This window comes from Shimia isoporae, from assembly GCF_004346865.1.
Classification (GTDB): domain Bacteria; phylum Pseudomonadota; class Alphaproteobacteria; order Rhodobacterales; family Rhodobacteraceae; genus Shimia; species Shimia isoporae.
The window spans coordinates 1,277,973-1,298,440 of sequence record NZ_SMGR01000001.1; the positions used below are offsets into that span (position 1 = coordinate 1,277,973).

Annotated in this window: 18 protein-coding genes; 6 read left to right on the top strand and 12 right to left on the bottom strand. The window is 57.3% G+C overall.

The genetic code is table 11. The features are described from left to right. Positions 1 to 92 precede the first annotated feature (92 nt). The 3 genes from BXY66_RS06275 to BXY66_RS06285 form a co-directional block, all read right to left on the bottom strand. A complete protein-coding gene (locus BXY66_RS06275; RefSeq protein WP_132859293.1) occupies positions 93 to 968 on the bottom strand; it encodes a DMT family transporter in 876 nt (291 codons plus the stop codon). Between the two features lie 142 nt (positions 969 to 1,110). Next, on the bottom strand, positions 1,111 to 1,332 hold the full coding sequence (locus BXY66_RS06280; protein ID WP_132859294.1) for a hypothetical protein: 222 nt from the start codon (positions 1,330 to 1,332) through the stop codon (positions 1,111 to 1,113). A 155-nt stretch (positions 1,333 to 1,487) separates the two neighbouring features. Further along, the gene (locus tag BXY66_RS06285; RefSeq protein ID WP_132859295.1) at positions 1,488 to 2,804 is read right to left on the bottom strand and encodes an HlyC/CorC family transporter; all 1,317 of its coding nucleotides are present in this window, start codon (positions 2,802 to 2,804) and stop codon (positions 1,488 to 1,490) included. A gap of 121 nt (positions 2,805 to 2,925) precedes the next feature. Between BXY66_RS06285 and BXY66_RS06290 the strand changes: the two genes are divergently transcribed. After that, positions 2,926 to 3,744, top strand: coding sequence for a metallophosphoesterase family protein (locus BXY66_RS06290; protein ID WP_132859296.1), 819 nt, complete (start codon positions 2,926 to 2,928; stop codon positions 3,742 to 3,744). Here BXY66_RS06290 and BXY66_RS06295 read toward each other — a convergent pair. The 3 genes from BXY66_RS06295 to BXY66_RS20410 are packed head-to-tail and all read right to left on the bottom strand — an operon-like array spanning position 3,711 to position 6,331. Then, complete coding sequence (locus BXY66_RS06295; RefSeq protein ID WP_243694308.1) at positions 3,711 to 4,649, bottom strand: site-specific tyrosine recombinase XerD; 939 nt, start codon at positions 4,647 to 4,649, stop codon at positions 3,711 to 3,713. The genes BXY66_RS06290 and BXY66_RS06295 overlap by 34 nt on opposite strands. A 4-nt stretch (positions 4,650 to 4,653) precedes the next feature. Beyond that, entirely contained in the window at positions 4,654 to 6,192 is a 1,539-nt protein-coding gene (locus tag BXY66_RS06300) for a hypothetical protein (RefSeq protein ID WP_132859298.1), read from the bottom strand. Next, on the bottom strand, positions 6,182 to 6,331 hold the full coding sequence (locus BXY66_RS20410) for a hypothetical protein (protein WP_165929112.1): 150 nt from the start codon (positions 6,329 to 6,331) through the stop codon (positions 6,182 to 6,184). The genes BXY66_RS06300 and BXY66_RS20410 overlap by 11 nt, the downstream gene beginning before the upstream one ends. A gap of 118 nt (positions 6,332 to 6,449) precedes the next feature. Here BXY66_RS20410 and BXY66_RS06305 point away from each other — a divergent pair, with 118 nt between their 5' ends. Both BXY66_RS06305 and aroB read left to right on the top strand, forming a co-directional pair. Next, entirely contained in the window at positions 6,450 to 6,995 is a 546-nt protein-coding gene (locus BXY66_RS06305) for a shikimate kinase (RefSeq protein WP_132859299.1), read from the top strand. Between the two features lie 3 nt (positions 6,996 to 6,998). After that, positions 6,999 to 8,111: a 3-dehydroquinate synthase gene (gene aroB, locus BXY66_RS06310; RefSeq protein ID WP_132859300.1), complete on the top strand. Its 1,113-nt coding sequence runs from the start codon at positions 6,999 to 7,001 to the stop codon at positions 8,109 to 8,111. 53 nt (positions 8,112 to 8,164) lie between these two features. Here aroB and BXY66_RS06315 read toward each other — a convergent pair whose 3' ends face one another. The 3 genes from BXY66_RS06315 to ssb all read right to left on the bottom strand — a co-directional run bounded on the left by BXY66_RS06315 (position 8,165) and on the right by ssb (position 11,818). Further along, positions 8,165 to 9,814, bottom strand: a complete 1,650-nt coding sequence (locus BXY66_RS06315; RefSeq protein WP_132859301.1) for a fasciclin domain-containing protein — start codon at positions 9,812 to 9,814, stop codon at positions 8,165 to 8,167. A gap of 122 nt (positions 9,815 to 9,936) precedes the next feature. Beyond that, positions 9,937 to 11,181: a peptidase T gene (gene pepT, locus BXY66_RS06320; protein ID WP_132859302.1), complete on the bottom strand. Its 1,245-nt coding sequence runs from the start codon at positions 11,179 to 11,181 to the stop codon at positions 9,937 to 9,939. Positions 11,182 to 11,299: 118 nt separating this feature from the next. Beyond that, entirely contained in the window at positions 11,300 to 11,818 is a 519-nt protein-coding gene (ssb, locus tag BXY66_RS06325; RefSeq protein WP_132859303.1) for a single-stranded DNA-binding protein, read from the bottom strand. 203 nt (positions 11,819 to 12,021) lie between these two features. On the opposite strand from ssb, the gene BXY66_RS06330 reads away from it, so the two are divergent. From BXY66_RS06330 to BXY66_RS06340, 3 genes are all read left to right on the top strand, one after another. Further along, complete coding sequence (locus BXY66_RS06330) at positions 12,022 to 12,609, top strand: lytic transglycosylase domain-containing protein (RefSeq protein ID WP_132859304.1); 588 nt, start codon at positions 12,022 to 12,024, stop codon at positions 12,607 to 12,609. A gap of 114 nt (positions 12,610 to 12,723) precedes the next feature. Next, a complete protein-coding gene (locus BXY66_RS06335) occupies positions 12,724 to 13,860 on the top strand; it encodes a cytochrome-c peroxidase (RefSeq protein WP_132859305.1) in 1,137 nt (378 codons plus the stop codon). Positions 13,861 to 13,937: 77 nt separating this feature from the next. Further along, positions 13,938 to 15,407, top strand: coding sequence for a M20/M25/M40 family metallo-hydrolase (locus BXY66_RS06340; protein ID WP_132859306.1), 1,470 nt, complete (start codon positions 13,938 to 13,940; stop codon positions 15,405 to 15,407). 86 nt (positions 15,408 to 15,493) lie between these two features. On the opposite strand, the gene BXY66_RS06345 is transcribed toward BXY66_RS06340, so the two are convergent. From BXY66_RS06345 to BXY66_RS06355, 3 genes are all read right to left on the bottom strand, one after another. Next, the gene (locus BXY66_RS06345; RefSeq protein WP_132859307.1) at positions 15,494 to 17,581 is read right to left on the bottom strand and encodes a dipeptide ABC transporter ATP-binding protein; all 2,088 of its coding nucleotides are present in this window, start codon (positions 17,579 to 17,581) and stop codon (positions 15,494 to 15,496) included. 151 nt (positions 17,582 to 17,732) lie between these two features. After that, complete coding sequence (locus BXY66_RS06350) at positions 17,733 to 19,184, bottom strand: ABC transporter permease (RefSeq protein WP_132859308.1); 1,452 nt, start codon at positions 19,182 to 19,184, stop codon at positions 17,733 to 17,735. A 15-nt stretch (positions 19,185 to 19,199) separates the two neighbouring features. After that, entirely contained in the window at positions 19,200 to 20,285 is a 1,086-nt protein-coding gene (locus BXY66_RS06355) for an ABC transporter permease (RefSeq protein WP_132859309.1), read from the bottom strand. Positions 20,286 to 20,468: the final 183 nt, after the last annotated feature.

Sequence of the window (20,468 nt, forward strand, 5' to 3'; positions counted from 1 at the left end):
GCAGTCATAGCAGGGGGCGTGCAAAAGTAAATGAAATTGATAGCGCTAACGGCCGATTTGGCGAGGTTTAGGGCTAACAGTGACAGGATGGCTCAACTTGATGCGTCGCGGGCCAGCTTTTGTTCACGCAGGAATGTGTAGAGCCCGGCGGCAACGATCAAAGCCGAACCTGCAAATGTGAGAGCGTCGGGACGCTCTCCAAGGATCAACACACCAAGTGCCATTGCGAAGACCAGACGGGTATAACGGAACGGGGCAACAGCAGAAGCTTCACCTATGCGCATCGCGTTTACTATCGCCCAGTATCCCGCGGCACCAAAGAGCGCTGCGCCGGCGTAGCGGCCGAGATCTGTCGGAGAGAGGCTCTGAAATTGGGCACCTGACAAGGCCATCAGGATTGTGCCGGCGATAAAGAAGCCGAGAAAACCCTGCAAAGCGACCACATGTGAAGACACCGCCGGGTCGATACGGCGAGTGAGAATGTCACGGATGGCGATGCCTGTAGCAGCGCCGAGGACCAGCAAGGCGTTCACGTTGAAGCCACTGAGGCCAGGGCGGACAATCAGGAGGACGCCTGCAAAACCGATGGCAAGGGCGCTCCATCGACGCCAACCGACGGTTTCGCCCAGAAACATTGCGGCCAAGAGCGTCAGGATCAGAGGCATGGCCTGAAAAATGGCTGCGGCAGTGGAAAGGTCTATCCTGGAAAGGGCCAAGGTGAACATAACGCCGCTTGCAGCCTCGCTTGCAGATCGAAGCAACAGGAGCGGTGTCCAGTTCTTGCGATCAAAGAGTGGAGCGCGCGTCAGCAGGACTATGGAGAGAAAGATGGCGCCGGATCCGCAACCGAGGCCCATCAGTACCTGACCTGGATGAAGTGACCCGGTCAGCTGCTTCATGAACATGTCGGCAGTGGCAAAACCAAGCATGGCTGCAATGACGAGTAGGCTGCCGGTAACGTTGTTCATAAGAGACCCCCAAAAGGAACGCACATGCGTCGCAGGGATCATTGGGAATGGCAAGGGTGATCCACGCCGATTTGTGGCTTGATGAACCCCGCGACCATCTTTGGGAGAGACGTGGACGCGGGGACGTTTCTGTCCGGACTCTTTAGGTCGTGGACAGTCCACCGGTCGGGAGGGACAGGTATTCGGTTTTTGGGGCCATGCCGGACGCGCAGGCCACAACTTTCAGTTGGCTTCCGGTGAGAATGTACTCGATTTCGCGGTAGCCTTGCGCCTGCATTACGTCGACGATCTTGTGGGCAAGTTGTTTGGCGCGATCCATAGATGTGGTGCTTGTTGCGCGGGTCTGCTGGGCGATGTGGGACATGATGCTTTCCTTAACTGTGGGTCTGACTCAAAGTTAGGAAACGGCTGTCTTTTTCGTTGCGCTGAAACGGATACTTTCGCGCACTTTGGTATAGTGGCGCGTGCAATAGGATCGGAAAGCCCGGAAAAAAAGAGTTCCGGGCTATTTGGACCCGTTTAGAGCGGGCGGATTTTCAACGCTGTGATGCGGTTTGCCTCGCGTCCTGTGACTTCGAAGCGGAAACCGTGAAACGAGAACACCTGTCCGACCGTCGGAATCATCTGGGCTTCGTGGATAACGAGTCCCGCGACTGTATTGGCCTCTTCATCAGGCAAGTTCCAATCCGTGGCCCGGTTGAGGTCGCGGATGGTCATCGCGCCTTCGATCAGGAATTGCCCATCGTCGGATTTGCGGATCGGATGGTCCGTGTCCTCGTCAAATTCGTCGGTGATTTCACCAACGATTTCCTCGAGAATGTCTTCGAGCGTGATAAGACCCTGTAGGGAGCCGTATTCATCCACCACAAGCGCAAAGTGGCTGCGACGACGAAGGAACTGGCGCATCTGATCGTCCAGAGATGTGGTTTCCGGCACGAAGTAGGGTTCGTTTGCGGCTTCAGCCAGATCGAACGCCAGAAGATCACGCGCATTGGTGCCGTCGGCCACAGCGCGGGTGTACATGCTGCGGAACAAGTCTTTTGCATGGACAACACCGATGATGTTTTCCGGATCATCCTTGAAGACTGGCAAACGCGTGTGGTTGCTCTCTAGACATTGCTTGAGAATGTCGGCAGGTGAATCATCTGCGTTGATCAGCTCGATCCCGGATCGGTGCAACATGATTTCTTCGACTGTGCGGTCGGAGAGGTCCAACGCGCCCAGAATCCGGTCACGGTCCTCTTTTTCTACAATACCTTCGGAGTGGCCCAGTTGAATGGCGCCCGCGATCTCTTCGCGCACGGCAAGAACGTGGCTGTCGGGATCGATTTGCACGCCGAAGACGCGCAGAACAGCGCGCACAAACAGGCGAACGGCGGACACGATTGGTGCGAACACGGTGACGACCACGCTGATGGGCGCGGCAACAAAAGACGCTGCGCCCTCGGGCCGTGTGATTGCGTAGGTTTTGGGCAGTACCTCGGCAAAGATAAGCACCAGCAGCGTCATAACCAGCGTCGCCAAAGCAACGCCGCCTTCGCCAAACGCCTTGGTAAACAGGGCAGTTGCCAGTGAGGTGGCAAGAATGTTGACGAGGTTGTTGCCCAGCAGGACTGATCCGATCAGGCGTTCGTTGTCTTCGGTCACTGCCAGTGCGCGTTGTGCACCCTTGGAGCCTTTGTCGGCCTGTGTGCGCAGCTTGCCGCGGCTTGCGGCAGTAAGTGCGGTTTCAGAGCCCGAGAAGAAGGCAGAGAGTAAAAGCAGGCCGAGGATCACGCTGGCGCTGATCCAGAAGGCGGTGTCGAGGGACGCGGCGGTCGAAACTGTGTCAGTCATAGCCCAGCTGTTATGGGAGCCAAGTTGAGCAGTATCAAGTGATAGCGATGCGATTTTTGCAAGTTGTGGCTTAGCGGGAATGTGAATTCCTTTTGTCAAAGCGGCAGGTTAGGGACAGGGCATGAAGATCAGAGACCTCGGGGTGCTCGACGGCGACGTTTTGTTGTTTGGCGGGCCCTATTCAAATTTGCAGGCGATCGAAGCTGTTTTGATTGAAGCTGCGGCGCGCGGTATTCCGGCTTCGCACATCATATGCACAGGCGATATCGTCGCCTATTGCGGGCAACCGGCGGAAACCGTCGATCTTGTGCGCGAAAGTGGCGTCGTGGTTGTGGCTGGAAACTGCGAAAAGCAACTTGCGGCGAACGCGCTGGATTGCGGGTGTGGGTTCGACGAAGGGTCGGCTTGTGACCTTCTGTCAGCTGGCTGGTTTGCGCATGCGGATCGGCACGTAGATCAAGGCGCGCGGATCTGGATGGGGGGACTGCCGGATTTGGTTATGTTCTCGCACGATGACAGGCGGGTTGCCGTCATCCATGGTGGCATCACCGACATTGCGCGGTTTATCTGGTCGGTGTCGGAAGAAGCCGTATTTGTCGAAGAACTGTCAGCGATTGCCGATTTGATTGGGGATGTCGACGTCGTCGTAGCCGGGCACAGCGGGATCGCGTTTCAGCGTCGGGTCAAACATGTGACGTGGGTCAACGCGGGTGTGATCGGGATGCCTCCGCATGATGGTGGCCGAGACACGGCATTTGCTTTGCTTTCCAAAGCTGGCGTCGAGATAAAACCGTTACGCTATGACGTGCAGACAGCGGTTGGTGCGATGCAGAGGGCTGGGCTGACTCAGGGTTATGAGCGCGCGTTGCGGACTGGGCGCTGGCCATCCGAAGATGTTTTGCCTGATCAGCTTCGCTTGTCTGATTTTGCCAAGGGGTGATGTTCGGTGACCAAGGTGCGCAAGCGTTCGTCCAGAACGTGGGTGTAAATCTCGGTTGTTGCTACATCGGCGTGACCCAGCAGGGTCTGAATCGACCTCAGATCGGCGCCGTTGGCCAATAAGTGGGTGGCGAAGGCATGGCGCAGTGTGTGCGGCGTGACCTTCTCAGGATTCACACCCCCCTGAACGGCGAGGTCTTTGATAAGGGTGTGAAACCAATGTCGCGTCACATGACCAGACTTGCCTCGGGAGGGAAACAGGAAGCGCGAAGGAGGTTTGCCTTTGGACAGCGCTTCGTCCTGTGCCTTATCTCGGATGGCCAGCCAGGTTTGCAGCGCTTCCCGTGCGTCCGGGGATAAGGGCACCATGCGCTCTTTCCCGCCTTTGCCAAGCACGAGCAACATCTGCGGATCGCCACGAGCTGCGCTTGCCGGGAGGCTGACCAGTTCGGTGACGCGCATACCCGTGGCATAAAGCAGTTCCATCAGGCAGGTGTTACGCAAGCGGTCTTCTTTGGTCCGACCGGTTGCACGGGCGGCCTGCAGGAGTTGGTCGACTTCAGCGACGTCCAAAGTTTTGGGTAAGCGTTTTGACCGGCCGGGTCCTTTGATCCGGATCGCCGGATTGTCGCCGCGCCAACCTTCTTCAAAAGCAAAGCGATACAGCTGTTTGATGGACGACAATTTTCTGGCCCGTGTGGATTGTGCCAACCCCTGAGAGTCACAGAAGACCAAATAGTTTTCCACGTCTTCCTGAGATGCGGTTTCCAGCCCGTTTTGTTGGCCAGCGAGCCAATGCGCGAAATCCCGGAGATCGCGGGCGTAGGCTTCTTGCGTGTTCTTGGCCGCCCCAAGCTCTGCAGCCTGCGCATCAAGGAAGGTGGCGATCCATTGGAGGTCGTTCACGGGTCTATCCGCGCCGGTCGAGAAGCGCGACCTGAAGGGCGGCACGTCTGGCGGTGTCTTCCAGACCGACAGCACGCAGCGTGGCGAGGGCTTCGGTCAATGCTCGCAAGTCGCCCGCGGCACCGGCATCCATCAAAGACATGGCCGAGAGTATGACTTCTCCCAGTTGTCCGCGCACCAACATGGCGGAGAGTTCCTGAGGCACTCCTGCGCCGTGAAAGGCGTCAGCAATTGCACGATGGAGCGGATCGGTTGGCGTACGTGGCGGGTTGCCCTGAGCAAGACCCGCGAGAAAATCACGTGGGCCTGCCTGAGCGGCACGTTCATATTCGGTGGACAGAAGCGCAATGTCGCGGGCGCTGCGGGCTGTTGTACCTTGGAGAGGCAACGTGAGCAGATCGGCGCCATACAGTCGTGCGAAGGCGACTTCGAGATCGACTTGATGCATGGCGGCCCAAGCTGCAGGAAGCGTATCTGCGACTGCAGCGGGATCTTGAGCCAGAAGGGCGTTGTCAAACGCCTGCAGAGCGGCAACCCGATCCCAGATCATGCCCGAGGCAGCAGGTTTGCGCTCGGTGTATATGCCAAGCAATCGGTTTTCCTGCAGTGCAGAGGTGCGCGCCAAACGTTCGGCCGCTTCGAGCTGGGCTTTCCAGCCAGCAGTTTCCCGAAGATCCGCGTGGGCGTATGGGCGTGGCAGGCTGGCAGAGGTCTGACCCTCGCCGATTGCCTCATAGAGACGGTATTTCAGCGGAGTAGGCTCCCCGGCTGCAACCAGAATGGGTTCGCCCTCAAACAACTCCGGATCCAGGAAACGCAACAGCAGCGCATCCATCTCTTCGGAGATGAGACCCAGCGCTTTGGCCGTATCCAATGTCAGTGCGGCCGCACGCCAGTCGCCGGAACGCGCGGTACAGAATATGCGTGAAGGATAGTCCGGGGCGAGATGAGGCGCTTGCATGAGCGCGTCGCAGGCCAACGCCTCGTCACCCATCAGAAGCGTTACGTCGAACCATCGTTTGAAGAGAGCCGGGGTTGTCGCGCCAGCGCGTTCGATAAGAGCGCCCGCTTGCTCCAGAGCGCCCATTTCCACCAGCTTGTCGATGCGTGCGAGCAGGGCGGCATATTGCGTTCCGGCATCTTTGGGTGGATCCGCCTCGGCCAGCAACAGCGTGTATAGCAGAGCCTGCATTGCGGGCAGTGCCTCGGGTCGCTGGCTCTCTATGAGGGCGGAAATCTTGTTTGCATCGGAATTCGCCCAGAGTGTGCGCGGTAATCCCGTGACGTGCGGTGGCAGAAGACCGACGGCATCAAGAGTTTCCTCTCCAAGTGGAGAGACTGCAATTTTGGGTGTCTCCAGCGAAAAATCGGGATCTGGAGTGGTCGGGGTGAGGCCCATGTCGAGGGTGACAGTGGGCTGTTGCTTCAACCACTCGATCGCGGACAGGGGCGCGTTGGAAGTGCCCACCTGCGCAGAAACCGGCGCCGCGCATAGCGCGCAGAGAACGGCGGGGTACAAGAACTTGGGAAAATCAGGAACCATTCAGTTCGACAGGAATACGGGTTTCGGTCTGGGGTGCGGAAAAATCTGCCCCGAAAAATGGCCCGAAGTAGGCGTAGGCCACAAGGCCAATAATGCCAAGTAGCAACAGAATCGCCAACGCTCTTACGACTTTGCCCATGAAACTCCCCAATTTCCTGCCTGTTTTAGGAAACTTATAACTGGCAATTCCCGCAAGATCACGTCATTCAATGCCGAACCGTTAATTTTGGCGAACCTTGGCCGATCGCGGGCGTGAGATGACGTTTGACTTGAAAAAAACAGTGGTGATGGTGGGCATGATGGGGGCCGGCAAGACAGCCGTCGGCCGCGCAGTTGCCGCCAAACTCGGGGTGCCTTTTATCGACTCGGATGCGGAGATCGAAAAGGCGGCCAACATGACTATTGCCGAGATATTCGAGCGCGATGGAGAACCTTTTTTCCGGCGCAAGGAGACGCAGGTGATCGAGCGTTTGCTGGAGGAGGAGCGTTGCATCCTTTCCACAGGCGGTGGTGCTTTCTTATCTGAAGAAAATCGGATGATGATCGCCGATAAGGGGGTTGCAGTCTGGCTGGACGCCGACGTTGATCTTCTGTGGTCACGCGTACGCCACAAGGACACGCGGCCGTTGCTGCGTACGCCTGATCCGCGCAAGACGTTGGAAGAGATTTTCGCACAGCGCGTGCCTTTTTACAGCCAGGCCGAGTTGCCTGTGAAGGCTGTGGCGGGGCTTAGCATTGAAGAAATGGCAGATCGGGTGATCGGCGAGATGGCTGGTCGTGACGATGTGCTTACGGAGAGCTGAAAGATGATGGAAACCGTACACGTCGGATTGGACGAACGGGCATACGATATTCACATCGGGCCGGGCCTGCTCGCCAACAGCGGGGCGCTGATCGGGCCTTTACTGGCGCGCAAGCAAGTCTGTGTCGTGACGGACGAAAATGTTTCAAAGCTTCATCTGGAAACGCTGAGAGCGGGTTTGGCGGCTGCAGGCATTTCCATGGAGGCGATCGTTCTGCCGGCAGGCGAGAGTACCAAGTGCTGGCACTATTTGCAGGAGACCGTTGAGTGGTTGCTGGCGCAAAAGGTTGAACGGCGCGATCTGGTGGTGGCATTTGGCGGTGGCGTCATTGGCGATCTGACGGGGTTTGCTGCGGCAATTCTGCGCCGTGGGGTCGGATTTGTTCAGATCCCGACCAGCCTTTTGGCACAAGTGGACAGTTCTGTCGGGGGCAAGACCGGTATCAACTCTCCGGCAGGTAAAAACCTTATTGGGGCGTTTCACCAGCCAAAGATGGTTTTGGCAGATATCGATGTTCTCGGCACCATGACACCGCGTGACTTCCTCGCAGGTTACGGCGAAGTGGTGAAATACGGTTTGTTGGGAGACAGCGACTTTTTTGACTGGTTGGAAGCGCAGGGACCGGCATTGGCCAAAGGGGACATGGGCGCGCGAATTGCTGCGGTAAAGCGGTCCTGCAAAATGAAGGCCGAGATCGTTATGCGTGATGAGACCGAGCAGGGCGACCGGGCATTGCTCAACCTCGGCCATACGTTTTGCCACGCTCTGGAGGCCGCGACAGGCTATGGTGACCGGCTATTGCACGGCGAAGGAGTTGCTGTCGGATGCGCGTTGGCGTTTGAACTGAGTGCACGTCTGGGCCTGTGCGCGCAGGAGGATCCGAGTCGGGTGCGTCAACACCTGAGCGAAATGGGAATGAAAGTGGACCTGAGCGACATTGACGGCGATCTGCCGGATGCCGACGGTCTTCTGGACCTGATGGGACAGGACAAGAAAGTTGTAGATGGGCAGCTGAGGTTCATTTTGGCGCGGGGGATCGGGCAGGCATTTGTGACCGCAGATGTGCCGCGCGATATCGTGCGTGATCTTCTGACAGAAGAGCTGAATCGCCGGTAAACGCAAAAGTCGCCGGCGGTTACCGGCGACTTTCGAGCTTTGTTCTGGCGACATCAGATGAACATAAAGTCGCTTTCATCATAGTGGCCGTAGATCGTGATCGATCCGTTGTCGCCGGTGATGGTCGCGCCTCGTCCGCTTGTCGAGGTGGCGGCCTCGACTTCGTGGAAATTCGCAAACTCTGCGGCATCCAGAACGATTTTGTCACCGCCGCCGAAGTCACGGACGGTGTCGTTGCCCGACAATTCCGTAAAGTCGAAGTAGTCAGAGCCGTTGCCGCCGATCAGGAGGTCGTCGCCTTCGCCGCCATCGAGTGTGTCGTTGCCGCGACCACCGCCGAGGGTGTCATTGCCTTCACCACCGGAGAGGTAGTCCGCACCCCAGTTGCCGAAAATCTTGTCGTTGCCGTCGTCACCCATGACAGCATCATTTCCGCGCCCGCCGAACATCAGGTCGTTGCCGTCTCCACCGTTCATGTCGTCGGAGCCGCGGTTGCCGTTCATACGGTCGTTGCCTGTGTCGCCAGCCATCATGTCGTTGCCAGCGCCACCGAACATGCGGTCATCACCGGAGCCGCCGAACATGGCGTCCTTACCCCAATTGCCCATGAGGAGATCGTTGCCGGCGCCACCAATCTGGATATCATCGCCAAACAGTCCGAAGAGGTTGTCGTTGGCTCCGCCGCCCATCTGAACGTCTGCGCCAAAACTGCCGATGTCGACAACTTTTTTCACGGTTCCTACATCGATCGGGAGAAGGACTTTGTCGATGACGTGAATCTCGCCGTTCGCGGTTTCGATGTCTGTCAGACCTTCGACAAAATTGGGATCATCGCGGGAAGGATCGCCGTCACGAAGAGCGTTGCCCTCTACTGCGAAGCGGCCGCCATCAAGCGCGGTTTCGACCAAGCGGTCTGCTTGGATGTCCTCAAGGGATTTTCCGCCGGCCTGTACGTGGTAGAGCAGCACATCACGAACAAGATCGATGCCCAGAGCGCCCACAAGTGCGCCCGGTAGGTCTGCATCGGCAACACCGGTTGTATCAATGCCGAGTTCTTCGGCGAGCGAGCGGAATGCATCGTCTGTCGGAGCAAACACGGTGAAATCGTTGCTCCGGTCTGTGAACAAGCCGACCAGACCGGTTGCGACCAGTGCGCCAGTGAGAGCTTCAAATGCCGGGTTGGATGTCGCGACGTCTGCGATTGTGGGTTGCGGGGTTACCTCTGCGACGTCGATAGGAAGCAGAACGCGGTCGATCACGTGGATTACCCCGTTTGAGGCCGCGATGTCAGTCAGGCCCTCAACGAACTCCGGATCTTCGACTTCGGGGTCCGCGTCGTTCAGAGTGTCGCCGTCCACTCCGAAGCTAGCGTCGGTCAGCAATGTGTCTACTGAACCGGCAGCTTGAATGTCCGCCAGTGAACTGCTTCCTGCCTGAACGTGATAGAAGAGAACATTTGTCAAGGTGGGCACGCCAAGCGTGTTGACCAGTGCCACGGCAATATCGGTCTCCGTCATACCAGTGGTGTCGATGCCGAAGGTGTCTTCCGCGAGGCGTGTGAACGCTTCATCGGTGGGTGCGAAGACGGTGAAGTCGCCTGGGTTGGCGAATGTATCGACAAGACCGGCGGCGCCGAGCGCTGCGACAAGAATGTCGAAGTTACCGTTGGTCGCGGCGATGGTCGCGATAGATTGCGTGGACATAATGTTCTCCCTGAATTTGCAATGAAGCGGTTACGGGGAGGTCTGTGATGCGGTTTATTGACGTTAGGTAACAAACGCGTGGGTAGGTCGTGAGGACGGCTTGACCGTCCTCACAAAGAGGTTCAGCGCGCAGCGCGATCAATGATGGTCAGGATTGTTTTCGTCGCAAGCGCCATGTCCTGTACGGAAATCCATTCGAGCGGACCGTGAATTTCCATCATGCCGGTGAACAGGTTGGGGCAGGGTACGCCGAGCTCGGTGAGACGCGATCCGTCAGTACCGCCGCGGATCGGGACAGATTTCGGATCCATGCCGAGTTCTCGCATTGCGTCTCGAGCGAGATCTACGGGTGTCATGTCATCTTCGAGCCAGTAGCGCATATTCCGGTACTGCTTGGTAATCTCGCAAGACACCTTGGCGCCGGGAAAGTCGGCTTCTGCCTTGGCACAGACAGCCTGCAGGCGCGCGCCTCTTTCTGCGAGTCCTTCCAGCTCGAAATCACGGATAATGAAGCGCAGCGTGGTTTCAGAGCTTCCGCCATCCTGTGCGTAGATGTGGGTGAACCCCTGTGTGCCATCCGTTGTTTCAGGCGTCGTGCCATCCTCGTCGAGTGCAGATGTGATCGCCGCGGCCACATGCAGCGCGTTGACCATCTTGTCTTTGGCGTAACCCGGATGGGCCGAAACGCCTGAAATCGTGACAACTGCACCGTCGGCTGAGAAGGTCTCATACTCCATGGTGCCACGCTTGGCGCCATCAAGTGTATAAGCGAAGTCAACGCCGAAGTCTTCCGGCAAAGCGTCGTCCACACCCCGCCCGATTTCCTCGTCCGGTGTAAAAGCCAGACGCACTTTGCCGTGTTTGAGCCCCGGCGTGCTAAGCAAGTGTTCGGCCATCGTCATGATGATCGCAACGCCGGCTTTGTCGTCAGCGCCCAACAGGGTAAGGCCACTTGCGGTGATGATGTCATCTCCTACACGGTCCCCAAGATAGTCGGATGTTTCTGCGTTCAGAACGAGATCCGCATTGTCGGGGAAGGTGATGTCGGTGCCGCTCCAGGCCCGGTGGACCCGGGGCTTCACATTTGCGGCGTTGAACTGTGGTGCAGTGTCCACGTGGGCGCAAAACCCGATGGTCGGGGCATTGGGATCGGTGGCCGGCACTGTGGCGAGCAACGCGCCATAGCTGGTCAACTCGATATCCGAGGCGCCGATCTTTTCCAGTTCGGCTTGCAAGTGGCGCTGCACATCCAACTGAATGGCGGTTGACGGTTTGGAGGGCGAGTGTTCGTCGCTCTGGCTGTCTATTTCGCAGTACGCCACGAGACGTTGCTCGAGGGCTTTGTCAAAAGAAGATGTGTCGGTCACGCTGCTTCCTCGGTGAATGATCGTTCACCACAGTCTTAGCGGCTCGCATGAGCGGGCGAAAGGGCAAAGAAAAAGGCCACGCCAAAGCGCAGCCTTTGCAGTTTTGATCCAATCGGGATCAGAACGGAATTTCGTCGTCCAGATCTCGGGATGGGGCACCGCCGCCGCCTTGCTGGCCGCCACCGCCGCCGAAGCTGCCGCCCTGATCGTATCCGCCACCCTGATCGTATCCGCCGCCAAAGCCACCGCCTTGGCCGCCGCCATAACCGCCGCCATCGCCACCGGAGCGCCCGTCGAGCATGGTCAGAACACCATCAAATCCCTGCAAGACAACTTCTGTGGAGTAACGGTCCTGACCGGATTGGTCCTGCCATTTACGCGTTTGCAATTTGCCTTCCACATAAACTTTTGAGCCTTTGCGCAGGTATTGCTCGGCAATGCGTACGAGGCCTTCCTGAAAAATTGCGACAGAGTGCCATTCAGTGCGCTCGCGGCGTTCACCGGTGTTGCGGTCTTTCCACTGTTCGGAAGTCGCGATACGCAGGTTGCAGACCTTGCCGCCGTTCTGGAAGGTGCGCACCTCGGGGTCGCGCCCCAGGTTGCCAATGAGAATAACCTTGTTCACCGATCCGGCCATGCGCCTTGTCTCCCGTGGAATCTGTTGTTTGGTTCGGGCCACCTTACACCATTGGTGCAGGGGGATGGAAAGCCGATTCTTGCACCCAGATGGTTACCGAAAGGTTGATTAAAATTCACCCTATCAGCACGCGGGGCGTCGGAATTGATCTTGGGTTTGGACTACGCTACAAATTTTGCAACCTAAGTCAGGGCAGTGTGGGCATGGTATTGCGCAAGGTTATCGGTGCGACAATGATCGCGGTTTTGGCAAGTGCCCCCGTGATGGCGCAGACTGTGTCGTCCAAGTCCAAAGCCCGTGTTTTCAAGAATCAGACCAAGGTTCTGGATGGGCGGGCCTCCGAACAGTATCGCGGATCTGTGCGTTTGAAGCCGCAACCGATTTACACTCCGTCCAAATGGGGGGATGGCAGCTATCGCGGAACGTATTCCGGACCTTATCTTGCCATGGCGCGCGAGGCGGCTTTGTTGCACGGCATCCCGGTTGACCTCTTTCTCAAACTGGTAAAGCAAGAGAGCAATTGGAATGCAGCTGCGAAATCCCACAAAGGGGCACTTGGCCTCGCGCAATTGATGCCCGCGACCGCGCGAGCCTTGCGGGTAGACCCGCTTGATCCGCAGCAAAATTTGGAAGGCGGTGCTCGGTATCTCAAGGCTCAGTATCTGCGTTTCGGCTCATGGCGGTTGGCTTTGGCGGCCTACAACGCGGGACCGGAAGCGGTACAGAAATATGGGGGTATTCCTCCATATAAGGAAACGCAGAACTACGTGCGGGTTATTCTGGGAGGCTAAGTCTTCTCAGCGCAACTCTTTCCAGACAAATTTTATCAGCTATTGATTTCTATCAAACCCGACCACAGGTGCATGGTCGAATGTCATGTACGAATTATCTGAAGGTTCCAATCTATGCATCTGACCCGCTCGGCAATCGCGTTGTGTTTGTGTTTTTCGGCATCCGGCGGCGTGGCTGCCCCTTTTGAGAGCGTCGAGGCATTGGGCGAAGCCTTGTTTCATGATGAAAACCTGTCTCTGAATCGCACGCAATCCTGTGCGACGTGCCATGATCCTGACGTTGCTTTTGTTGACCCGCGCACGACGGATGCAGGGCGGGCAGTATCGCTTGGCGATGATGGCGTCTCGCTTGGCGGTCGTAACTCACCAACGGCCAGCTATGCAGCCTTTGTCCCCGAGTTTGATCGCGAGTGGGACGGGGATGCCGAAGGCGGATTGTTTTGGGACGGTCGGGCCGACACGCTGGAGGAACAGGCGGGTGGGCCACCGCTCAATCCCGTGGAAATGGGGATGCCTGACAAAGCGTCGGTGGTTTCACGGCTAAAGGCCAATCCGGACTATGTCGTGTCTATGGAGGCGCTGTTTTCGCCGGGAGTGCTTGAGGATGCAGAGGCGGGTTATGCGGCCATGACGCAAGCGATCGCAGCCTTTGAGCGAACGGACGTGTTTGCGCCCTTTGATAGTAAGTACGACCGCTATCTGCGCGGCGAGGTGACACTATCGAAAGAGGAAGAGCTTGGTCGCGTATTGTTCTTTTCCGAGCAGTTCACCAACTGTGCCGAATGCCATCAGCTGAGACGCAGTCAGACGCACCCGCAAGAAACATTCAGCAACTACGAGTATCACAACATCGGCGTTCCCGTGAACAGCGTTTTGCAGGAAGTGCTTGGTGAAAAGGGATTTGTCGACAAAGGTTTGCTGGATAATCCTGATGTAAAAAAGACTAAGCACATGGGAAAATTTCGAACGCCGACTCTGCGAAATGTCGCGGTAACCGGCCCCTACATGCACAATGGCGCGTTCGAAGACCTTCGCACTGTCGTCTTGTTCTATAACAAGTACAATTCCAAGGACCCAAAGAGGCAGATCAATCCGGAGACTGGCGAGGTTTGGAAGGCGCCCGAGGTTGCGCATTCTCTGTCCGTTGAAGAACTGACGGAGGGGCCTGCACTGGATGACCAAAGAATTGATGCGCTTGTGGCCTTTATGAAGACTCTCACCGATGCAAGGTATGAACACTTGCTTGAATAGACGATTGACGTAGGGACGCCTTTGCAAATGGGCGTCTTGTCCTTCTAGGGTGAGCAAAATCGCCTGGGGAGGGACGGATGATTTTGCGAGTTCTAAAATACATTGGATTGGCGCTTTTGGTGCTGGTCGTCATTCTTGCTGTGAAAACAGCGCTTTATAAGGCGCCGGATTACGCACCTGCCGATGCGGCGGCACTGCCGGATGTCACGGTGGATGTGGAACGCATTGTCGCGAACATGGCAGAGGCAGTCACCTACGAAACGGTCGCTCAGCATTTGGTAGACCCTTTGGTCAAAGGGCAGTTTACCGGATTTCTGGAGTGGATTGAGCAGACCTATCCCGGTGTGCACGCCTCTATGGATCGGGAGATGGCGAACCTGACCCCGATCTACAAATGGACCGGCAAGAACCCCGAGGCCCAACCGGTTCTGATGACTGGGCACTACGACGTTGTTCCCGCACCAGATGCAGAGCGTGATCGTTGGCAACATCCACCGTTTGCGGGGATTGCGGACGCCGACTTCGTTTGGGGGCGCGGTACGATAGATGACAAAATCGGCGTTATCGGCCTTTTGGAAGCCGCCGAAACCTTGATTTCTAAGGGGTTTCAGCCAGAACGGACAATTTATTTCATCTTTGGGCACGATGAAGAAATCGGAGGCCAGAACGGCGCCGGGGCCGCTGTTGAATTGCTGCGCGCGCGGGGTGTTCAGATGGAATGGTCGCTGGATGAAGGCTCGATGGTGCTCGACGACGTTCTCCCTGGGTTGCCTGCGCCGGTTGCGTCCATCAACGTGGCTGAAAAGGGCTATGTGACCCTGAACATTACCGCCAAGTCTACGGGCGGACACTCATCGTTGCCGCCCGCGGATACAGCTGTCGGCGCGCTGGCGGTGGCCGTGGAAAGGTTGATGGCCAATCCGGTGCCCGGTGGCCTGACAGATGCGACCGCGGATTTCTTTGATTCCGTAGCGCCGGAGTTCGGTTTGGTGGAGCGCGTGTTGTTTGCCAACCAGTGGCTGTTCCGGCCTGTACTTGAAGGCATTCTTTCGGGATCCGGGCCGACCAATGCCATGCTGCGCACAACCACCGCGCCGACTATGTTGCAAGCCTCGTTGACGGAGAATGTTCTGCCAACAGAGGCGGTTGCTGTTGTGAATTTCCGCATTCACCCGCGAGATACGGTGGAAAGCGTCGTCGCCCATGTTGAAGCCGTGATTAACAATCCCGAAGTCGAGGTAACCGTGCGGGGAGAGCCAACCCTGCCTAGTCCCGTTTCCAGCTCGGAAAGCGAAGGGTTTCAATTGCTTGCACAGGCTACCTTGGGTGCTTTTGGGGATGTGATCCTTGTGCCTGGACTGACTGTGGCCGGTACCGACACCAAGCACTTTTCCAAGATTTCCGACGACAGTTACCGTTTCAACCCAATGACATTCGGTCCGGATGACCTATCGCGCATCCACGGGATCAACGAACGGGTGTCGATCGCGGATCTGGAACGCGCGGTTCAGTTTTATGCGCAGATCATGATGGGGCTCGACGGGTAAAGAAATCCTAAACGCACCGAAACGCAGAAAGGGCGACGCTGAAAAGCGCCGCCCTTTTTTCGGGTCCCTGTCTGTTATCCCGTCTGTTATTCGGCCGCGATTTTGATCACAGGTGTCATGCGGGCAAGTATGTCGTCGGCCAGATGGCATTTGACCTGATGGCCGTCTTCGAGGTGCCGCACAGGCGGAACCTCCTGTTCACATAGTCCACCTGGCACTTCCGATTTCCAGCGGCAACGCGTTTGGAACGGGCAACCGGGTGGGGGATTCATCGCTGACGGAATATCGCCTTCTAGGACAATATGCTCCTTCTCAACAGATGTGTCGGCGATTGGGACAGCAGAGAGCAATGCCTCCGTATAGGGGTGATAAGGCGGCGAGAATACCTGATCGGTCGTGCCCATTTCCACAACGTGGCCCAAGTACATAACCATAACGCGATCAGACAGATAGCGCACGATGCTGAGGTCGTGAGAGATGAACAGCAGAGTGGTCTTTTCTTCGCGTTGGATTTCCATAAGGAGGTCCGTAACCGCAGCTTGAACGGACACGTCAAGCGCAGAGACGGGTTCGTCCGCAACCACAATGCGTGCACCGCCTGCAAAGGCACGGGCGATACCAACCCGCTGTTTTTGACCGCCGGACAGCTGTCGGGGCATGCGATCAGCAAAGGCTCGAGGCAGTTTTACCAGATCGAGCAATTCGAGCATGCGTTGGCGGCGTCCGGCTTCGTTGTCACCGACCCCGAAAATTTCCAGAGCGCGCATAATCTGGCGACCAACGGTCATGGACGGATTGAGCGTGTCGAAGGGATTTTGGAAAACCATCTGCACGTCCGCGACGGTCTTGGTGTTGCGGGCCTGAATAGGGGTATCCTGGATTTCCCCGCCGTCCAGAAGGACTTTGCCTTCGGTTGCGGTTTCAAGCCCCATAAGAACTTTCGCGAATGTGGATTTTCCGCATCCGGATTCACCGACGATCGCCAGCGTTTCGGATTCGTGGGCCTCGAAACTCAGGGTTTCATTGGCTTTGACCACTTTCTTTTCACCGCCGCCGAAGAGCGCATTTGCGGCGACCTCGTAGTATTTCTTGAGGTTATCCATCTTCAGGACAACTTCGCCGACTTCGGCTTTTTCCTTTTGCTCTCCGACAGTTATTGGCGCGTTCCAGTCGATCTCTTCCGATTTCAGGCAGCGCGTGGTGTGCCGCTCGAATCCTTTGACCGGCACCATTTCAATCGCGGCAGCATCGCAACGGCCTTCCTCGAAGTAGTCGCACCGCGGGCCGAAGTTACAGCCGGGCGGGCGTTCGTGGGGCAGGGGGAAGTTGCCGGGGATTGCCACCAGCGGGCGCGCGTTCTTGTCGGCCCCGGGCAGGGGGATGGAGCGGAAGAGAGCCTGTGTGTAGGGGTGCTGCATGTTGTCGAAAACGTCCTCGATGGAGCCACGTTCGACCGCTTCGCCGGAATACATCACGCACAGGCGGTCGCAGGTTTCGAGAACCAGACCGAGGTTGTGGGAGATGAAAAGCATTGATGTTCCATACTTTTTCCCAAGATCTTTGACGAGTTCCACAACCGCGGCCTCGACTGTTACGTCAAGGGCAGTGGTGGGTTCGTCCAAGATCAGGAGCGCGGGTTTGGACATCAGGGCCATGGCGATCACGATGCGTTGTTGCTGCCCCCCCGAAAGCTGGTGCGGGAAGCTGTTGAGCATGCGTTCCGGGTCAGGCAGGCGCACGTCGGTGACCACCTCAAGGGCGCGTTTGTAGGCCTCTTCAGCGCTGACGCCTTCGTGGATCATCGGCACTTCCATCAGCTGTTTGCCGATCTTCATTGCCGGATTGAGAGACGCCATAGGCTCTTGATAAATCATAGCAATTTCGTTGCCACGTACGTCCCGCAGTTCCTCGTCGGACATTTCCGAGAGGTCGCGTCCCTTGAACTTGATCGAGCCACCGACGATTTTGCCGTTTTTGCCAAGGTCCTGCATGACGCCCAGCGCCACAGTGGATTTGCCGCAGCCGGATTCACCCACAAGGCCGACGGCCTCGCCGGGCATCACGCGGACGGAGAAATCCATCACTGCAGGGATTTCGCGCAGGCGGGTGAAAAAAGAAATCGACAGTCGGTCGATCTCCAGGATTGGCCCGTCGTAGTCTGCCATTTTGCTCATTAACTCTCTCCCTTTTGGGGCGGAAGGCAGTGTCGGTATTGCGTCGGCAAAACGTCTGCAAAACATCGGTTCGTTTTGGCGCTTGCGTCGTTAACCGGTTGCCCTCCTTTGAATGGGTTGAGCGGGGCGACAGAGGCCGCCCCGTGTGTCATCAGTCACGCAGGCTTTCTTCGCGTAGGCCGTCCGCCAGAAGGTTGAGGCCCAGAACGAGGCTCAGGAGCGAGACAGCGGGTACGATTGCCGGATGCGGGTAGATCGCGAGAAGCTTGCGCCCGTCGTTGATCGTAGTGCCCCAATCCGGACTCTCGGGTGGCAGGCCGAGGCCGAAGAAGCCCAAGGTCCCCAAGAGGATCGTGGTGTAGCCAATGCGCAGGCAGAAATCGACGATCAGCGGACCGCGTGCATTGGGCAGGATTTCCCAAAGCATGATGTACCACGGACCCTCGCCGCGGGTTTGGGCGGCCGCAACGTAGTCGCGCGTCTGGATGTCCAGCACGAGGCCACGAACGATCCTGAACACGGTTGGCGCGTTCACAAAGACCACCGAGACAAACACCACGAGGATGCCCGAGTTGATGTTGAAGAGATCAATCGCGCCCGGGAGAATGTTGATTTTGGTCCCCGGTGCCGAGATGGCAGACAGATAGATCCAGACCATGACCAGGAGCACACCTGCCAGAAGCGGTGTGCGCAGGTGAGGCCGGGTGTAGAAACGCGAGTTCAGAAGCACTGTCACAAATATGATCGGGAAGACAAACAGGACAGCTGCCATGTAGTTCGGAATACCCGTCGCAACGATCTCCGGCGTGACCAAAAGATAGAACAACAAGATTACGGGAAAGGCCAGAACGAGGTTTGCGAGGAACGACAGGAACGTATCCAGCTTTCCACCGAAGTATCCGGCCGGAAGGCCCAGTGTGATGCCGACCATAAAGGCGAACAATGTCGCGAAAGGCGCAATGATAATCACAATCACCGAGCCATGGACCATGCGCGAGAAGACGTCTCGCGCGAGGTTGTCGCCGCCAAGCAGGTAATAGGCATATTGGCCTTCTTCAGGGGAGCGCAGAGGCGTTCCAGGCACCTTGTTTTTCATGCCCGACAACTGCGAAAGCGGATCGTGTACAGCGATCATGTCGAACACCCCGACAAAGAATGCTGTGTAGGTCCAGAACATGACGAACGCGAAGCCAATCATGCCGACCGTGCTGTCAAACAATTTGCCGTAGAGGCCCAAGCGGCGCTTGTAGCTGATCGACAGCAGGAATGTCGCAAGCAGCGCAATCCAAACGGGCGAGAATTGCTTTGCGACAGCGCCGACAATGCCAACGGTGCCGACCGGCGAGAAGACGCCAACGACGATGTACACGACAACCAGCGCACAGAGCGCCAACAGGAGCGTGCGCACTGCCGTCGCAATCTTGGCGTTGGCGCCTCGGTCGCGGGTGATGGTGCCGTCTGCGTTGTATTGGTTGCTAACTGGCGCAAACACGTAGGCACCGACAAACTGGGCTGCGACAGCGATGAGGAACAGCAGCGCGACCAGTTGGAAAACCGGGTCGATGATGCCACCGAAAGAGCCTGTCCAGGTTAATGGTTCCATATTTCAGACCCTCCCTTAAGAAATTCGGATGCGTGGGTTGAGGTAGACGTAGCCGATGTCTGAAATCAGCTGGGTCACCAGAACCACGAAGACCGAAACCACCGAGACCGCGAGAAGCATCTCGATATCGTTGTTGCCCGCAGCATTCACCAACTGCCAGCCGAAGCCGGTGTAAGAGAACAGCGTTTCCACGATCACCACGCCGTTCAGCAGCCATGGGAACTGCAGCATGATGACGGTAAATGGGGCGATCAGAGCGTTGCGCAGAGCGTGTTTCATCACGATGTTGCGGAAACTTACCCCTTTGAGGCGCGCGGTACGGATGTATTGGGCCGTCATAACCTCGGCCATCGAGGCGCGGGTCATGCGGGCGATGTAGCCCATGCCGTAAAGCGCAATTGTGATCACCGGCAGTGTGAAGTTCTGGAAGGTGATGCCGTCCATTGCGGATTTGGCTGTGCCTTTGAACAGCGCTTTCCCTTCGATCAGACCCATTTCGTTGAGCCATGGACCGAGGCCGTTGCGGGTGGAAGCCAGAAGCGCGATGAAAATAACGCCGGAGACGTATTCCGGTGTCGCCGTTGACAGGATTGAGACTGTCGAGAGCGATCTGTCGGTGCGGGAGCCTTCGCGCATGCCGGCCAGAACCCCGATTATCAGGGCGGAGGGCACCATGACCACCATGACCCAGAACATGAGCTTGCCTGTGTTGGCAAGGCGGGAGCCGAGGACATCCGACACTGGGGCTTTTGAAACCGTAGAGAAACCCCAATCGCCCTGCAGGATTCCGCAGTAGCGTGGTGTGTCCTCAGGGGCAACGCCGGGGCGGACGCATTTGCCGACCAACCGGCCATCTTCAAGCTCTTTGGCAAAACCGGGCATGACGCCGAGCCATTGAAGATACTTGACTGGAGTGGGTTGCAGGTATCCGCGATCGCCCAGGAAGCTGTCGACGGCTTCTTCCGACATCCGGAAGTTACCTTGGGTTTTGGCCAGCTTTTCCAAGTTTGGATAAAGGTTGGTCATGAAAAAGACGATGTACGTCAGGCAAAATGCCGTGAGCAACATCATCCCAAATCGTCGAAGGATGAAAAGTCCCATGTGCTCCCCTTGTCAGGCGCCGCTTGGGAGGCGTGCGCCGGTTCCCTGTTGAGCCACGCGGCCCGTGGTGGGGGGGGCGGTGGCTTTGGCCGGCGTTTGCGCCGGTCCGTTGGCTTAGGAACCATTCGGGCACAGGATAGGACGCTGCGTCAACGGTTCGGATCGTCATTAGGAGGTCGAAAA

Excerpts from the sequence above, each read along its gene's own strand:
- BXY66_RS06275 (WP_132859293.1), bottom strand. The coding sequence starts at position 968 with ATGAACAACGTTACCGGCAGCCTACTCGTCATTGCAGCCATGCTTGGT.
- BXY66_RS06280 (WP_132859294.1), bottom strand. The coding sequence starts at position 1,332 with ATGTCCCACATCGCCCAGCAGACCCGCGCAACAAGCACCACATCTATG.
- BXY66_RS06285 (WP_132859295.1), bottom strand. The coding sequence starts at position 2,804 with ATGACTGACACAGTTTCGACCGCCGCGTCCCTCGACACCGCCTTCTGG.
- BXY66_RS06290 (WP_132859296.1), top strand. The coding sequence starts at position 2,926 with ATGAAGATCAGAGACCTCGGGGTGCTCGACGGCGACGTTTTGTTGTTT.
- BXY66_RS06300 (WP_132859298.1), bottom strand. The coding sequence starts at position 6,192 with ATGGTTCCTGATTTTCCCAAGTTCTTGTACCCCGCCGTTCTCTGCGCG.
- BXY66_RS20410 (WP_165929112.1), bottom strand. The coding sequence starts at position 6,331 with ATGGGCAAAGTCGTAAGAGCGTTGGCGATTCTGTTGCTACTTGGCATT.
- BXY66_RS06305 (WP_132859299.1), top strand. The coding sequence starts at position 6,450 with ATGACGTTTGACTTGAAAAAAACAGTGGTGATGGTGGGCATGATGGGG.
- aroB (WP_132859300.1), top strand. The coding sequence starts at position 6,999 with ATGATGGAAACCGTACACGTCGGATTGGACGAACGGGCATACGATATT.
- BXY66_RS06315 (WP_132859301.1), bottom strand. The coding sequence starts at position 9,814 with ATGTCCACGCAATCTATCGCGACCATCGCCGCGACCAACGGTAACTTC.
- ssb (WP_132859303.1), bottom strand. The coding sequence starts at position 11,818 with ATGGCCGGATCGGTGAACAAGGTTATTCTCATTGGCAACCTGGGGCGC.
- BXY66_RS06330 (WP_132859304.1), top strand. The coding sequence starts at position 12,022 with ATGGTATTGCGCAAGGTTATCGGTGCGACAATGATCGCGGTTTTGGCA.
- BXY66_RS06335 (WP_132859305.1), top strand. The coding sequence starts at position 12,724 with ATGCATCTGACCCGCTCGGCAATCGCGTTGTGTTTGTGTTTTTCGGCA.
- BXY66_RS06340 (WP_132859306.1), top strand. The coding sequence starts at position 13,938 with ATGATTTTGCGAGTTCTAAAATACATTGGATTGGCGCTTTTGGTGCTG.
- BXY66_RS06345 (WP_132859307.1), bottom strand. The coding sequence starts at position 17,581 with ATGAGCAAAATGGCAGACTACGACGGGCCAATCCTGGAGATCGACCGA.
- BXY66_RS06350 (WP_132859308.1), bottom strand. The coding sequence starts at position 19,184 with ATGGAACCATTAACCTGGACAGGCTCTTTCGGTGGCATCATCGACCCG.
- BXY66_RS06355 (WP_132859309.1), bottom strand. The coding sequence starts at position 20,285 with ATGGGACTTTTCATCCTTCGACGATTTGGGATGATGTTGCTCACGGCA.